Source organism: Vibrio sp. R78045 (genome assembly GCF_042466085.1).
In the GTDB taxonomy this organism is placed as follows: domain Bacteria; phylum Pseudomonadota; class Gammaproteobacteria; order Enterobacterales; family Vibrionaceae; genus Vibrio; species Vibrio cyclitrophicus.
Window position 1 is genome coordinate 1,089,067 of the sequence record NZ_JAXHBS010000018.1, and the last position, 14,482, is coordinate 1,103,548.

The window sequence follows — 14,482 nt, forward strand, 5'->3', positions numbered from 1 at the left end:
GCTATTATGCTCGGCATTCGGACATATAAACACGCACGGATTAGCGGGTTACTTATTTCAAACATAGAGAGTTCCATTATGCGTAAATCACTTTTAACTCTTGGCCTACTTGCAGCAGCATCTGCTCCAGTAATGGCGGCTGATTATTCTGACGGCGACATCCATAAGAACGATTACAAATGGATGCAGTTCAACCTTATGGGTGCTATTGATGAACTTCCAGGCGAATCAACTCATGATTACCTAGAGATGGAATTTGGTGGTCGCTCTGGAATCTTCGACCTATACGGTTACGTTGATGTATTCAACCTAACTTCTGATCCAGGCAGTGATAAAGATGGCCAAGAAAAAATCTTTATGAAGTTTGCGCCACGTATGTCTCTTGACGGCCTAACTGGCAAAGATCTATCTTTCGGTCCAGTCCAAGAGCTTTATGTTTCTACACTTATGGAATGGGGCGGAAACTCTGGCGTTAACACTCAAAAAGTTGGTCTTGGCTCTGACGTGATGGTTCCTTGGTTGGGCAAAATTGGCCTAAACCTATACGGTACATACGATTCAAACAACAAAGATTGGAACGGCTACCAAATCTCGACTAACTGGTTCAAACCATTCTACTTCTTCGAGAATGGTTCATTCATCTCTTACCAAGGTTACATCGATTACCAATTCGGCATGGATGATGATAACAAAGCGTTGAATACATCAAATGGTGGCGTTATGTTCAACGGCCTTTACTGGCACTCAGATCGCTTTGCTGTTGGTTACGGCCTTAAAGGCTACAAAGACGTTTACGGTCTTAAAGATGACGGCCTAGCAGGTAAAACGACAGGCTTCGGTCACTACGTAGCGGTAACTTACAAGTTCTAATCGAACTTCTAAGAAAGTTTCCTAAATGGCACCCTCGGGTGCCATTTTTTATTGCTTTCATTTAATGCCTCGCTATCCTTGCAGCACCACTTTCTTATCTCGGTATTGCTGTGAACATTACTATTGTTGGGCCTGGGGCTATTGGCTCTTTGTGGGCGATAAAACTACTTCAAGCGGGTCATAATGTCTCTTTGTGGGGCCGCTCTGCTAACAACTCAATGGAACTATCATTGGATGAGCAAGCTTCTCTTTCCTTCAGTAATCACAATATCGAAAAGCTATCTGAAAGTGATTTAGTCATCTTCACGGTCAAAGCTTGGCAAGTAGAAGAAGCAACCACTCCGCTACTTCAACACCTCGATCCCGACACCATTCTCATGTTCCTGCACAACGGAATGGGTGCGGTCGATCAGATAGCAACTCAAATTGATGCTCACCCAGTAGTATTGGCGACTACCACCCAAGCTGCATTCAAACCCGACCGCAATAATGTATCTCACACAGGAATCGGCCAAACACAATTGGGGACTTTTAACCTCAAGGGTCAACAGTGCACTTTTTTAGTCGATGTGTTGGAACATGCCTTACCTACTGTAAGTTGGAACCCAGAGATAAAAACAGCGCTATGGACTAAGCTCGCCATCAATTGTGCCATCAACCCATTGACTGGGCTGGAACAAATCACAAACGGAGAGCTTGTTGACCAAAGATTTAGCGAAGTTTTGAGTTCTATAATTAGAGAAATCACACAAGTGATGCTGGCAGAAGGCATTACTTGTTCATTCGACGAATTAGAGACAAGTGTCAACAAGGTTATTCAAGCGACAGCAAAGAACAACTCTTCAATGAAGCAAGATATGTTTTACCAACGAAAGACAGAGATCGACTTCATTACCGGACACCTAATAAAGACGGCACTTAAGCATCAGATAGATGTTCCTGTTAACCAAAAGCTCTTCGATCAGGTTAAAGAACGAGAAAATAGTTGGAATCAGCAAGATTAGTCAGCAACCGTTCACAAGTCGCGATAAAATAACGATACCGCTCAGCATAACGCTAGCACCAATTTCCAAGATTTTAGGTAAAAATAGATGCTTGATATCAATCACATCCGAGAGCAGTTTCCTGCGCTATCACAAACCATCAACCAACAACCGTTGATTTACTTAGACAGCGCGGCAACGACACAAAAACCTCAGGTGGTTATTGATGCCATTAGCCAGTATTACTCCAAGCAAAATGCCAATGTTCATCGTGGTAGCCACAGCTTAACAGCGAACGCGACCAGTCAGTTTGAAGCAGCAAGAGATAAGGTCGCTCAGTTTATTGGCGCGACATCGTCAAAAGAGATCATCTGGACTCGCGGTGCCACCGAAGCGCTCAACCTAATTGCTCAAACCTACGCAAGAAGCACGCTTCAGCCCGGCGATGAGATCTTGGTTAGCGAAATGGAGCATCACGCCAACATTGTACCTTGGCAAATTGTGGCAGAACAAACCGGCGCTAGAGTCGTTAAAGTACCGATGACATCAGATTGTGAATTTGATCTACAAGCTTTTGATCATCTGCTTAATGATAAGACCAAAATTGTTGCATTAGCTCAGATAACCAACGTTACCGGTTCTCGTCAGCCGATTAAAGCTGTCATAGAAAAAGCCCACATGAAGAATGCGATTGTTGTGGTCGATGGCGCACAAGGCATCGTTCATGAGCCAGTTGATGTTTCTTCTTTAGATGCGGATTTCTATGTTTTCTCAGGGCACAAGCTCTATGCCCCTGCAGGTATCGGTGTCCTTTATGGCAAACTTGAATTGCTCGAAGTAATGCCACCTTGGCATGGTGGTGGCAAAATGGTCGAGCGCGTCTCTTTCTCTGGCACCACATTTTCTGAACTGCCTGGTAAATTTGAAGCTGGCACGCCAAACGTGGCGGGAGCCATCGCATTACGTACAGCGATAGAGTGGTTACATAAGTTTGAGCAGCACGATGTGGAAACTCACATCCACCAGCTACAACAGAAAACCTACCAAGCACTCAACCAATTGGATGATATCCAGGTTCTTGGCTACAAACCCAATTCAAGTGTGATTACTTTTGTGATGGACGGTGTTCACCATCAAGATATTGCGACACTGTTGGATCAACAAGGTATTGCGGTTCGAGCAGGACATCATTGTGCTCACCCATTGATGGATGCGCTTAATGTAAAAGGAACGGTTCGAGTTTCATTTGGTATTTACAACAACATGGATGATGTTGAAAAGCTCGTTGCGGCGATAGAAAAAGCCGTTGATATGCTATAGATAGTAAAGAATAACGAGTAGCGAAATTATTTAGGGTTGGCGTTTAGCGCCAACCCTTTTTGTTTCTGTGTATCTAAGAGATGCTAAGCACTTAGCTCTTGGATTTGAGCAACAATCGCTTTTAATCCATTACCGCGAGATGGGCTTAGATGAGTAATTAGACCGATGTTTTCAAAGTAACTATCAATATCGAACGATTGTATCTGTGCTGATGTTTTTCCATCAAAAGCAGACATCACTAATGCGATAAGGCCGCGAACGATACGAGCATCAGAATCAGCACAAAAGTACCAAACACCGTCGATGTTCTGAGAAACTAGCCAGACTTGGCTTTCACAACCAGAAACAACAACCTGCTCATTTTTCAGCTCGTCAGGCATGGTTGGCAGTTTCTTTCCCCATTGAATCACTTGACGATAACGGTCTTCCCAACCGCTGAAAGTCTGCATCTTTGCGACAATATCATCACTGGTAATTTCTTGGCCGAATGGAGAACTTGGAAATGACGTCATTTTTATATCCAGTAAATTCTTAGTAAGCTCAAAGTAACGAGTTACTTAGTATGCTTTTGAACGATCTTTTCTACGATACGTGAAACCGCCACAAAACCAAACGTAGCCGTTACCACCGTTGCTGCGCCAAAACCTGTCGCACAATCCATTCGTTTTGGCCCTTCTGCGGTCGCTTTCGCAGCACATACACTGCCGTCAGCTTGAGGGTATTTAAGTTGCTCAGTCGAGAACACACAATCGATGCCAAACTTACGTGCTGGGTTCTTAGGGAAATTGTGATGACGACGTAATGTGTCTTTCAATTTCTTCGCTAACGGGTCTTGAATCGTCTTAGTCAGATCAGCCACTTTGATTTGAGTTGGGTCGACTTGGCCACCCGCACCACCCGTGGTGATCACTTTGATTTTGTTACTACGACAATACGCCAACAGCGAAGCTTTAGCTTTCATGCTATCAATCGCATCGAGAACAAAATCGAACTCTTTCGACAAATACTCAGCCTGATTGTCAGGACCAATAAAGTCATCAATCAGGTTCACTTTACACTCAGGGTTAATCAACTTAACGCGCTCAGCCATCACTTCGATTTTGCTCTTGCCAACCGTACCCGACATAGCGTGGATCTGACGGTTAATGTTAGTCACGCACACGTCATCCATATCGATCAACGTTAGCTCACCTAAACCAGTACGTGCAAGCGCTTCAACCGCCCATGAACCGACGCCACCAATACCGATCACACACACATGTGCCGCTCTAAGTATGTCGACTTCACTATTGCCATACAGACGGCGAGTGCCACCAAATCGTTGGTCATAGTTTTCTGAAGCTGGTGTGGTCAATTCACGCATTATTGCCGCCAATTTATTTCTGAGAAAAAGAAAAGAGTGCGTTTTATACGCACTCTTGAATTAAAAGTCTAGGGGATTAGCGATTCGCTTTCAATGCCCTATTTTATCGTCGTTTACTCAAACTTCTCAGGAGGCAAAGCCCAAGGCGCTTCGGTTGCAGAGCCATCTAGGCCAAGTTTCCATACACGACCAAAGTGCTTATAGTGACCCGCTTCAGTACCCGCTCTTGGCCCCATACCATGGTAGAGATCTAAATGGTTCTGCTTAACTGCGCCGCCCGTATCCAAAACCAGTAACAATCTTAGTTGGTGCGCGCCGCTCCACGTGCCATCGGCATTCAACAATGGAACCTCAGCCAAAATAGGTGTACCCATAGGTAATATCGAACGATCTCCAGCAACGGCAGCCATTGGTAACAATGGAATACCAGCACTTCCCATTACCGACAAATCTGCTCTAGAACTAAAGAATACAAAAGAAGGGTTTTGTTCAAGTAGCTCTTTTACCACTTCAGGCTCATTCGCCAATACCCACTCTTTGATTGCTTTCAGTGACATTTTTTCACGAGGAACCAAGCCTCTATCGATCAATACACGACCAATACTCACATAAGCTTTGTTGTTCTTTCCTGCATAAGCAAAGTACTTGAGCGTGTCGTCGTCACCAAAATGCACAAAGCCACTACCTTGCACTTCCATCATAAACGGGTCGATACGGTTTGCTGCATAGCCAAGTTCAAGGCCTTGCCCATCCAACGCACCATTGTAGATTTCTTCGCGAGTGGGACACTCTTTACCGCAATCAGGGAGCCCATAGACAGGAAATTGATATTCTTCGTTCGCTTCATGGCGTAATTCTATGACTGGAGAAAAGTAACCAGTAAACAAAACATTACCTTGCTTATCGCCACCACCAAGTTGAGCGGTTTGAACACCGAAATTAGCTAATTCGCTAGGATCGCCACTCAGCATCGCCCACTCATTGAGTTGCTGATACAACGGTTCATAGATCTTAGCCATTGAAGGAGATTTAGAAACCACCATCTCAGCTTGTTCTGCAAATGCGGTGTAGTCTCTTGGTTTGTTGGATTCAACCTGATCGACCTTATTTAAGGTACGAGGAAATTCATCATCAAAGTGTTGTTGAGCACGATCGGTGGGTTGAGCACAGCCAAATAGTAAAGAGGCAGCAACAAGGGGAAGCCATTTTTTAATCACAAGAGTCATCCTAAAAATTCTATGCATCGAGGATGACAAAAACGGTCAGATAACACAATCTTAGATTGTAAGAGTTTACAGTAAGATAACCTATCGAACTGAATTAACCATATGTCCCTTAAGACGGAAGACAGGATTATAGTGAGCGTCTGAATCGAGCACCATCTCTGTGTTGTCAGAGTTAGTGATACGAAAACGATAGGCTCTATCTCCCGTCTTATATTCGAAGTAGTTCCCATCGAAATCAAAACTAGTCGACACAACAGATCCTCGTACTGACACACCATTGGCATTGAGCACAAATTCGTCCGTTACATAATGTGCAACGTCCTGCTCTACCCAAGTGCCATACAACAAGTGGTCAGGCGTTGCTGCATCTTGTACTCGTGAAAGCACATCGCTGAATAAAGAAACCACAGCAAATGAACCCACTAGGGCCAATACCATCAAGCAACGTTCGATGATCTTACGCTTCAATTTAGACTGATTGCGTTGTTCTGCTTCGCTGTAAAGGTTTTCCGTTATCTCATCGATCTTGTTCTTTCTTGCTGGCGCTTGCTGCATTCGGTTACTACTCATAAAGATGCTGTATATATTCTACACTGAGACCGTTTGTATAATGAAGTCTCGATGAGAATAGTTTGCGCTTTATTCCAAAAACATGTTGTTTAAATTTGAATTTAAATGCTAAATTAGCGAATAAATAAACAAAATGGACTTGTTCTGTGAAATTAAGAAGTACAGCGCTAGTAAAAGGCTTCAGACAATCAACACCTTACGTAAATGCTCACCGTGGCAAAACCATGGTCATTATGCTAGGAGGCGAAGCTGTTGCTGACAAAAATTTCGGCAACATTATTAGTGATATAGCCCTACTCCACAGCCTAGGAGTCAAGATTGTTCTCGTTCACGGGGCAAGACCACAGATAAATCAGCTGCTAGCAAAGCAAGATTGCCATACGCCTTACCATAAGAACATTAGAGTCACTGACGAATATTCTTTAGGGGTAGCGATGCAAGCCGCAGGTCAATTACAGCTGGCTATTACAGCTCGTCTTTCGATGAGCCTTAATAACACCCCAATGGCAGGCACTCAACTGAATGTGATGAGTGGTAACTTCATTACGGCTCAGCCGCTAGGCGTAGATGACGGTACGGATTATTGCCACAGCGGACGTATTCGTCGAATCGATATCGAAGGGATTAATCGCACACTTGATCAAGGCTCTATTGTCCTGTTAGGTCCAATTGCTAGCTCCGTGACAGGAGAAAGTTTTAACCTGCTTTCTGAAGAAGTCGCAACACAAGTCGCGATTCGCTTAAAGGCAGACAAGCTGATTGGATTTTGCTCCGAACAAGGGGTAACCGACGAAAGCGGTAATGTACTCGCCGAACTGTTCCCTAAAGACGCTAAACAAATCCTAGAACGCTTAACGGAGTCTCAGAATCCGACCGAAGATATGAGCACGGGAACACTACGCTTCCTAAAAGGTGCTATCTCCGCTTGTCGAGCCGGTGTTCCACGTTGCCACTTAATCAGTTACAAGGTCGATGGCGCGTTAATCCAAGAGCTGTTCTCTTTTGACGGTATTGGTACCCAAGTCGTGATGGCAAGTGCTGAGCAAGTAAGACAAGCTCAGATTGATGATATTGGTGGCATATTTGATCTCATTCGGCCCCTGGAAGAACAGGGTATCTTAGTTCGTCGCTCAAGAGAGCAGTTAGAACAGGAGATCCATCGCTTTACCATTATTGAAAAAGACGGGCTTATTATTGGGTGCGCTGCGCTTTATGCGTATCCAGAAGATCACATGGCAGAGATGGCGTGCGTCGCTATCCACTCTGATTATCGAGATGGGAACCGTGGTCAATTGCTACTGGATTACATGCGTCACCAATCCAAGTCTCGAGATATCGACCAGATATTTGTTCTTACCACGCACAGCCTTCATTGGTTCCGCGAACAAGGGTTTTACGAGATTGGGGTTGATGAATTACCGATGGAAAAGCAGGGGCTTTATAACTATCAACGAAATTCAAAAATCTTAGCATTGAACGTATAATTAAAAATTTAGATCGAAATCTCACTTTGTTCCAAAAATAATTGCAAATGTAATCGTTTACTATATGAGTTTTATCAAGTATGCACTTTAACTCACACCAATAATTGTATAGAATTTGCACGTTTTATGGATATAAACAAACGTTTTTATTGGAATACCCCCAATGTTTGAACCTGTAACATTGAGGAGGTCACTGCACGGATTGCTATCCCCGTTAACGTTTAGCACGACATCAATATGTTGAGCGTTAATATAAACAGCAAAAAGAGCAACATTGATATGAGAACCATTGTTTGTAATTCGCTGCAAAGTTTTTGGGATATGGCTGATAACCAATTCTTAGAAGGTTTAGACGTACACTGCGTTTTCCCTGTGAGCGAGAATCTAAAAGAGTTTATCTTGAACTGCCAAGCCAAATACAAGATAAACCATATATCATTTACTCGAGCGTTTTTAGGAACAGATTCTTAATAACGCTCAAAGCGACCAGGGATGGTTGCTTTATGTACTACCTTTTAGCCATTTAGCTGCGTTACCCCTCACTAGAACCCACTAACAGTTAAAGTGAACAACTCATTAGCCGGTTAAACGACTTCCTAAACCGCTAACTCGCTCTGTTTTCACTTTAATACCACGTTTTAGTACATTGGTATCACTGAACATCATCAATCGTTTCTTTGCACGCGTAATACCGGTATAGATAAGCTCTCGCGTTAGAATGGGGCTAAAATCTGGCGGCAGGATCATTAAGGTCAAATCAAATTCGCTACCCTGAGATTTGTGAATCGTCATCGCATAAGCCGTTTCATGATCGGGAACTCGGCTTGGAAGCACCGCTTTCACGCTGCCATCCGGCAATTCAAAATACACCTTCAATCTAGGCGCAGAACTCGCAGCTATTGAATGGGAAATATCATAAGAAGCACTACTGGAATCGGCCTCAAGCATGCAGATACCAATATCACCATTATATAAACCTAAACCATGGTCATTACGCGTTACCATTACTGGTCGCCCGTGATACCACAATTCGTCATTGTGCGGATTCACCAAACGTCTTGCTGCTAGCGCCCTTTCGATCCTGTTATTCAAACCTTTAACACCAAAATCGCCTTCACGAACGGAGCACAGCAATCGACATTTGCTGAACAAATCGAGAACCGATTTAGCTCGCGCTTCTTGAGTCTCTAGCTCGTTTAAAGGAACATTCATTCTATTGAGATACTCACCATACTCATTAACTAAGGTACGCAGCATCAAGTTATAGCTATCACTCGACAGCGGGTGATTTTCAATGTCTCCAAATCCTTTAGCAAACACTTGATCGACCTGATTAGCAGAGCCGTTATTGATTGCTTTTGCCAACTGCCCGATACCTGAACGAGCATCGAAACGATAACTCTTCTGCAGCATACACAAGCTATCTGCAATCGCAGGAGGGTTAACCGATCCAGCTTTGACCTGCCCTGTATTAGCTATCGCGTCAAAGCCTGTCATCTCCGCAATCAAATTACCTTGCGCTGTGCTGTAGCCTGTTGAATTAAACGAGCAGATATCACCTAACACCGCGCCCGCTTCAACTGAAGCGAGTTGGTCTTTATCCCCCAACAAGATAAGCCTTGCGTGTTCAGGGAGTGCATCCACCAGCTTATACATCATGGATAAGTCGACCATCGAAGCTTCATCCACCACCAAGATATCAAGGTGAAGTGGATTACGTCGGTTGTGTCTAAATTCCGCTCGATTAGGGATCGCGCCGAGTAATCTGTGTAAAGTACTCGATTCCGTTGGTATGTTGGCTTTTACTTCAGGCGCTAAAGGCAGCTGCTCAATCGCTTTGCCAATCGACTCTGTTAAACGTGCCGCCGCCTTACCTGTCGGTGCCACTAGCTTGATCGTCGGTGTTTTACCTTGGCTTAACGATTGCTCGACCATAGCCGACAGTAATTTGGTTACCGTGGTCGTTTTACCAGTACCCGGCCCACCAGAAATCACAGCAAAACGACGACTTAACGCCACTGCTGCTGCGACCTTTTGCCAGTTCAAACAGACGGATAACGGCACTAGGCTATCCAACACCTCTAGATCCATTACTTGCTTGGCTTGAACAATCACTTGGTCGATCGCGCCCCAATCTAGAGCCTGTTCATCAACGATATCGAGATGGTCACACACCAACTGTTGGCGTAACACCTGAGAGGTTTGTTGACTCGAACCAGCCTTGGCTAATGCGTTAAACAAAAAGTGATAACTGCGTGCGAATAACTGATTCAGCGTTTCAGTCAGCGCCTTCTTCTGTTCAATATTGAACTCTACTGGCTTACTTAAACGGTTTAACGTTTCAGCCAACACAACTTCGTAGTTCCAATAGCGCTGTAAATAAACTCGCTGTCCATCAAACATCAGCGGCTTAACGCAATCATTAGTTGTGCCAACTAGGTTTGACGATTGAAGTACCGCCACCCAATCAATACCTAATAACTTTTGATTCAGTTGCAGTGCCGTTTCACCGTACAACCCAAGTAACTGAGCAAGATCCGCCGTTTGTTCAGGGCCTACCGTATACTGCTGTATAAGCTGAGTACAGATATGCCCCTTGCCTAATTCATGGCTCACCACCCCTGCGAGAAAACCGACTTCTTGAGAGTGAGCCGCGGCTTGCTGAGCAATAAAACGGGCAAATTGATAATCCAACTGACGAATTGAGCCCTTATCAGCGAGGAACTTTAATACATCCATGAGTTGCTCAGGGATAAGTGAAACTGGCTTAACTGAGTTCGCTGTCTCTATGCTGGTATTAGTGGTCGTTGTCATTATAAAAGCCCCATCTGTCCAGTTTCATCGTCATTCAATTGTGCTAAACGTCTGTCTATCACTTTACCGTCAATCAATTGATCCATTTCATCGAGCAAAGCCAAGGTTGGTTTAGCCGAGAAAATACCTTGTTGAGATTGTCCGTCCATTCCTCTTAAGAACAAGTAATAAACCCCACCGAAATGTTGCTCATAACTGTAGTCAGCAACGCGGCTGCGTAAAAAGCGATGCAATGCCAACGCATAGATTTGATATTGCAGATCATAGCGATGGTCGGCCATCGCCGATTTCAATGCCTCACCATGATAGACGGCAACATCATCACCTAGATGGTTCGATTTCCAGTCGAGTACATAGTATTTACCTTGATGCTCAAACACTAAATCGATGAAGCCTTTCAGCATGCCTTGCACGGTTTGGAAACCTAGGTCGCCCGCCTTGGCCGACAAGGGATCATGATACTGAATGGTTTGATTCAGCTCAGATGCGGCCAACACTTCTATCGGCAACAAGAACTCCATCTCGACCAATCGTTGCGTTGAGTCTTTCTTGCTTAGCTTTAAGTCCTTACCATCTAACGCGGTGTTCAGCACCGTATCGACAAGTTGTTGAAGTACAGGTAACCACTCTATTTCGTATTGCTCTGATTCTAATAAGTGAGTGATTACTTGCGTGTTATATTCGCTGGTTGCTGGCTCGGTAAATTCAACATCCTCAAACAAGGTATGTAAGAAGGTACCTGGGCGAGCACCGCGAGGGAACGAAAATATAGAACGTTCCGGTTCAATCAATTCCGACTCGTCTTGTTCATCCGCTGAGTCGATATCGAAACCAGACACCTCAATGGTCGCATCATGGCTCGCGCCGTGACTGCCCTGTTTGACTAAGCCCGAATAACTGGTGATTCGCCAAGCTCGGTCAATTGAAGCCTTGAGTTCGTTAGCCTGTAACTCGTCACTCACTTGCTCTGTTTGTACAAACACTTGCTCGTGAGCTGTCGGAGTTTCAGACAGTAATACGCTTGAATTCTTACCCTCAATCGCTGACAAAGCTTGATGCAACTCAGCAATGCCTTGCTCTTGTCCGTTTTGAATCAAGTAGCCCATAGCACTTAAGTGAACACCGGTCGGCTCTTTGGTTGAGCGCCCTTTACGTAAAGGAGCCATACCAATAAAACAGCCATAAACCGCACGAGTAAGCGCCACGTAAATCAAACGTAGATCTTCTGCCAATCGCTCTTTATCCGCTTGTGCTAAAGCACTATCACTGCCCGTAATATCAAGTACCGTGGTATCTGAGTCATGGTCGTAGAATTTACCTTCACTCGCTTCTCGGTAGCTCGCCACGAACGGCAAAAATACGAGGTCATATTCCAAGCCTTTCGACTTATGAATAGTAACAATTTGAACTAAGTTTCTTTCTGATTCAAGGCGTTGAATGTCGTCTTCACTGCCACCTAAACCATTTTGAGCATCGGAAATCGCTTCTGCTAACCAGCGCAGCAAGCCATAATCACTGTCGAGTTCCTGCCTTGCTTGCTGTAGCAATTCGCCAATGTGCATTAAATCAGTGAGTGAGCGCTCACCATTTTCTTCTTCCAGTAAACGTTCCGCGAGATGTCGTTTACTGATCACACTGCGAAGCATTGGTAACACACCACGTTGCAGCCACAACTTACGATATTCTCGAAATTCGTTAACGACGTTTTCCCAAACCACTTCATCGTTGTTGAGTTCATCCAATGAGGCGGCATCCAGAGCAAACAACTCCGACGCTAAACTGGCGCGTAATGCACGGTCATTTTCAGGTGTCAGCACCGCCTGTAGTAAACGCTGAATATCTTGTGCGACCAAGCTGGTGAAAACGCTATCTCGGTTAGACAAATACACGCTTGCAATGCCTTGTTCAGACAACGCGTTCTTAATCAGGCGACCTTCACTACCAGTTCGAACCAAGACTGCAATATCACCCGCATTCACAGCATGTTGTTTTTTGCCGTTATCAAAATAGGCTTGTTGATTTTGAGAAGCGGTCAGAATAGTTTGAATTTGACTCGCCGTCGCCTCAGCCATGGCTTTGTGATATTCGCCCTTTGGTAACGGCTTGTCTTCAGCCTCTTGCAGCCAAAAGGTGAGTGCGTGCTGAGTTTCACCATTCATCACCCACTGGCGTTTGTCAGCCGATGGGCTGGCTGCGACAGGTAAGAATGGAATATCTTGATCGTAGATAAACGGGCTATCCGAATTCATAAACACTTGGTTTACCGCACTGACCATGTCAGCACTCGAACGCCAGTTAGTCCCCAGCGTGTAGTGAGCACTAACTTGGTTTCTCGCCTTAATGTAGGTAAAGATATCCGCACCACGGAAGCCGTAAATTGCCTGCTTCGGATCACCGATCATAAACAAACCGCATTGCGGGTTATCTAAATAGATTCGGCTAAAAATACTGTATTGCAACGGATCGGTATCTTGGAATTCATCAATCATCGCTACTGGGTATAAGGTGCGAATTCTCTCCACCAGCAGTGATTGCTCATCTACATCGATTGACGCGGATAACTGAGTCAGCAAATCATCAAACGATAACCACTGCTTCTGCTGTTTAGCCTTAGCCAACATAGTTCGACAATGAATAATCGCATGTGCCAGCAAAGGAGCTTTTAGATCTGCTGGAGAATTTAAGAAGTCTTCAATCGCTTCGAAAACTGCGTGTTGAGGTGCAGTGCCTTTTGGTGTTTTTTCAATTAACGTTGCTTGTGAGAACTTCTCTAGTTTATCTGGAAACTGGTAATCATGAGTGTCGCTTTGCGCCCATGCTGTGACGGCTTCTAACCAAGTCGGCAAAGACTTCTTAGTGTAGCTGCGCTTATTCACATCCGATCCAGAAATCAAAGCCAAAAAGTCCGCTTCGGATTCACACCACAACGCCTTAAGTTGCTTCACTTTATCTAAGTTTTGATTGTGCAGAGTTTGCAGGTCTCCCGACATCGCATCTACCGTCAATTTCAGCGGAGAGCCCGTCAGATAGCGATTTACATCGGCAAGTAACGAAGCGGGAGAACCCCAAATATTTCGCACCTCACCTGCAAGTTGAATGGGTAACGGATAAAACTGTTTACGCCAGTAGTCGGCAACCACTTGTGCTTTCAGATGGCTTTCATCGGTCACAAATTCATTATCAAAGCGGCTTCCAGACTCGAAGGCATTCTGAGTCAACATTCTCTGACAGAAACCGTGAATGGTGTATACCGCCGCTTCATCCATTTGTCTTTCAGCATTGAGCAGAGTTTTCGCCGCACCAGCATGATCATCGATGGCTTGTAAGAGAGGAGCAATCACTGGGTCGTCACTTTGACCACGAGCAAACGCAATACGTGCATCATGGATTCGCGCACGAATACGATCGCGTAGCTCTGCGGTTGCCGCTTCAGTAAAAGTCACAACCAGAATTTGGTCTACGGTCAGCGGCTCATGGTGTCGAGTAGCTTCCGTCAGATCGCCTTGCGGCGCAGCAGTACCGTGCCCGAGCAGTAAACGTAAATACAAGCCAGCAATAGTAAATGTTTTACCCGTACCCGCTGATGCTTCAATTAAACGCGCGCCATGAAGTGGAAACGTCATGGTATCAAGTGTTTGTGGAACGATTACCTGAGCACTGCTTGTAGTCGTCATGCCTTACTGCCTTCTGATAAATGTGTTGTTACAAATGTGACCTAGCGTAGAAAATGTCATTCAATTTACGTCCTACGCCAATTTGTTAATAGTTAGTGCGATCTCTCTCACGGATCAATTCAGATCGCCTCGCTACTATGCGCCCACGAGTTCAGGAGCGCCTACGAGTTTTATACTC

11 protein-coding genes are annotated in these 14,482 nt (G+C 44.8%); 5 read left to right on the forward strand and 6 right to left on the reverse strand.

What is annotated here, in order from left to right:
* Nucleotides 1-78: 78 nt before the first annotated feature.
* The 3 genes from SJY39_RS26735 (at nucleotide 79) to csdA (ending at nucleotide 3,173) form a co-directional block, all read left to right on the forward strand.
* The gene (locus tag SJY39_RS26735; protein WP_010439030.1) at nucleotides 79-870 is read left to right on the forward strand and encodes an outer membrane protein OmpK; all 792 of its coding nucleotides are present in this window, start codon (nucleotides 79-81) and stop codon (nucleotides 868-870) included.
* A gap of 110 nt (nucleotides 871-980) precedes the next feature.
* Nucleotides 981-1,874 carry a 2-dehydropantoate 2-reductase gene (panE, locus tag SJY39_RS26740; RefSeq protein ID WP_016768334.1) on the forward strand — a complete coding sequence of 298 codons (894 nt, stop codon included), beginning with the start codon at nucleotides 981-983 and terminating at the stop codon, nucleotides 1,872-1,874.
* An 87-nt stretch (nucleotides 1,875-1,961) separates the two neighbouring features.
* Nucleotides 1,962-3,173: a cysteine desulfurase CsdA gene (csdA, locus tag SJY39_RS26745; protein WP_010439023.1), complete on the forward strand. Its 1,212-nt coding sequence runs from the start codon at nucleotides 1,962-1,964 to the stop codon at nucleotides 3,171-3,173.
* An 83-nt stretch (nucleotides 3,174-3,256) separates the two neighbouring features.
* On the opposite strand, the gene csdE is transcribed toward csdA, so the two are convergent.
* The 4 genes from csdE to SJY39_RS26765 form a co-directional block, all read right to left on the reverse strand.
* The gene (gene csdE, locus SJY39_RS26750; protein ID WP_016768336.1) at nucleotides 3,257-3,685 is read right to left on the reverse strand and encodes a cysteine desulfurase sulfur acceptor subunit CsdE; all 429 of its coding nucleotides are present in this window, start codon (nucleotides 3,683-3,685) and stop codon (nucleotides 3,257-3,259) included.
* A gap of 41 nt (nucleotides 3,686-3,726) precedes the next feature.
* A complete protein-coding gene (gene tcdA / locus SJY39_RS26755; RefSeq protein ID WP_016768337.1) occupies nucleotides 3,727-4,536 on the reverse strand; it encodes a tRNA cyclic N6-threonylcarbamoyladenosine(37) synthase TcdA in 810 nt (269 codons plus the stop codon).
* A 113-nt stretch (nucleotides 4,537-4,649) separates the two neighbouring features.
* On the reverse strand, nucleotides 4,650-5,762 hold the full coding sequence (gene mltA, locus SJY39_RS26760; protein ID WP_016784792.1) for a murein transglycosylase A: 1,113 nt from the start codon (nucleotides 5,760-5,762) through the stop codon (nucleotides 4,650-4,652).
* Nucleotides 5,763-5,843: 81 nt separating this feature from the next.
* Nucleotides 5,844-6,317: a DUF2850 domain-containing protein gene (locus SJY39_RS26765; RefSeq protein WP_010438996.1), complete on the reverse strand. Its 474-nt coding sequence runs from the start codon at nucleotides 6,315-6,317 to the stop codon at nucleotides 5,844-5,846.
* A gap of 161 nt (nucleotides 6,318-6,478) precedes the next feature.
* On the opposite strand from SJY39_RS26765, the gene argA reads away from it, so the two are divergent.
* A complete protein-coding gene (gene argA, locus SJY39_RS26770) occupies nucleotides 6,479-7,816 on the forward strand; it encodes an amino-acid N-acetyltransferase (RefSeq protein ID WP_010438993.1) in 1,338 nt (445 codons plus the stop codon).
* 279 nt (nucleotides 7,817-8,095) lie between these two features.
* The gene (locus SJY39_RS26775) at nucleotides 8,096-8,287 is read left to right on the forward strand and encodes a hypothetical protein (protein WP_008223046.1); all 192 of its coding nucleotides are present in this window, start codon (nucleotides 8,096-8,098) and stop codon (nucleotides 8,285-8,287) included.
* Between the two features lie 105 nt (nucleotides 8,288-8,392).
* On the opposite strand, the gene recD is transcribed toward SJY39_RS26775, so the two are convergent.
* Both recD and recB read right to left on the reverse strand, forming a co-directional pair.
* Nucleotides 8,393-10,633, reverse strand: a complete 2,241-nt coding sequence (recD, locus tag SJY39_RS26780) for an exodeoxyribonuclease V subunit alpha (protein ID WP_029189382.1) — start codon at nucleotides 10,631-10,633, stop codon at nucleotides 8,393-8,395.
* Nucleotides 10,630-14,304, reverse strand: a complete 3,675-nt coding sequence (gene recB, locus SJY39_RS26785; RefSeq protein ID WP_016799451.1) for an exodeoxyribonuclease V subunit beta — start codon at nucleotides 14,302-14,304, stop codon at nucleotides 10,630-10,632. The genes recD and recB overlap by 4 nt, the downstream gene beginning before the upstream one ends.
* Nucleotides 14,305-14,482: the final 178 nt, after the last annotated feature.

Excerpts from the sequence above, each read along its gene's own strand:
- csdA (WP_010439023.1), top strand. The coding sequence starts at position 1,962 with ATGCTTGATATCAATCACATCCGAGAGCAGTTTCCTGCGCTATCACAA.
- recB (WP_016799451.1), bottom strand. The coding sequence starts at position 14,304 with ATGACGACTACAAGCAGTGCTCAGGTAATCGTTCCACAAACACTTGAT.
- mltA (WP_016784792.1), bottom strand. The coding sequence starts at position 5,762 with ATGACTCTTGTGATTAAAAAATGGCTTCCCCTTGTTGCTGCCTCTTTA.
- csdE (WP_016768336.1), bottom strand. The coding sequence starts at position 3,685 with ATGACGTCATTTCCAAGTTCTCCATTCGGCCAAGAAATTACCAGTGAT.
- SJY39_RS26765 (WP_010438996.1), bottom strand. The coding sequence starts at position 6,317 with ATGCAGCAAGCGCCAGCAAGAAAGAACAAGATCGATGAGATAACGGAA.
- SJY39_RS26775 (WP_008223046.1), top strand. The coding sequence starts at position 8,096 with ATGAGAACCATTGTTTGTAATTCGCTGCAAAGTTTTTGGGATATGGCT.
- SJY39_RS26735 (WP_010439030.1), top strand. The coding sequence starts at position 79 with ATGCGTAAATCACTTTTAACTCTTGGCCTACTTGCAGCAGCATCTGCT.
- tcdA (WP_016768337.1), bottom strand. The coding sequence starts at position 4,536 with ATGCGTGAATTGACCACACCAGCTTCAGAAAACTATGACCAACGATTT.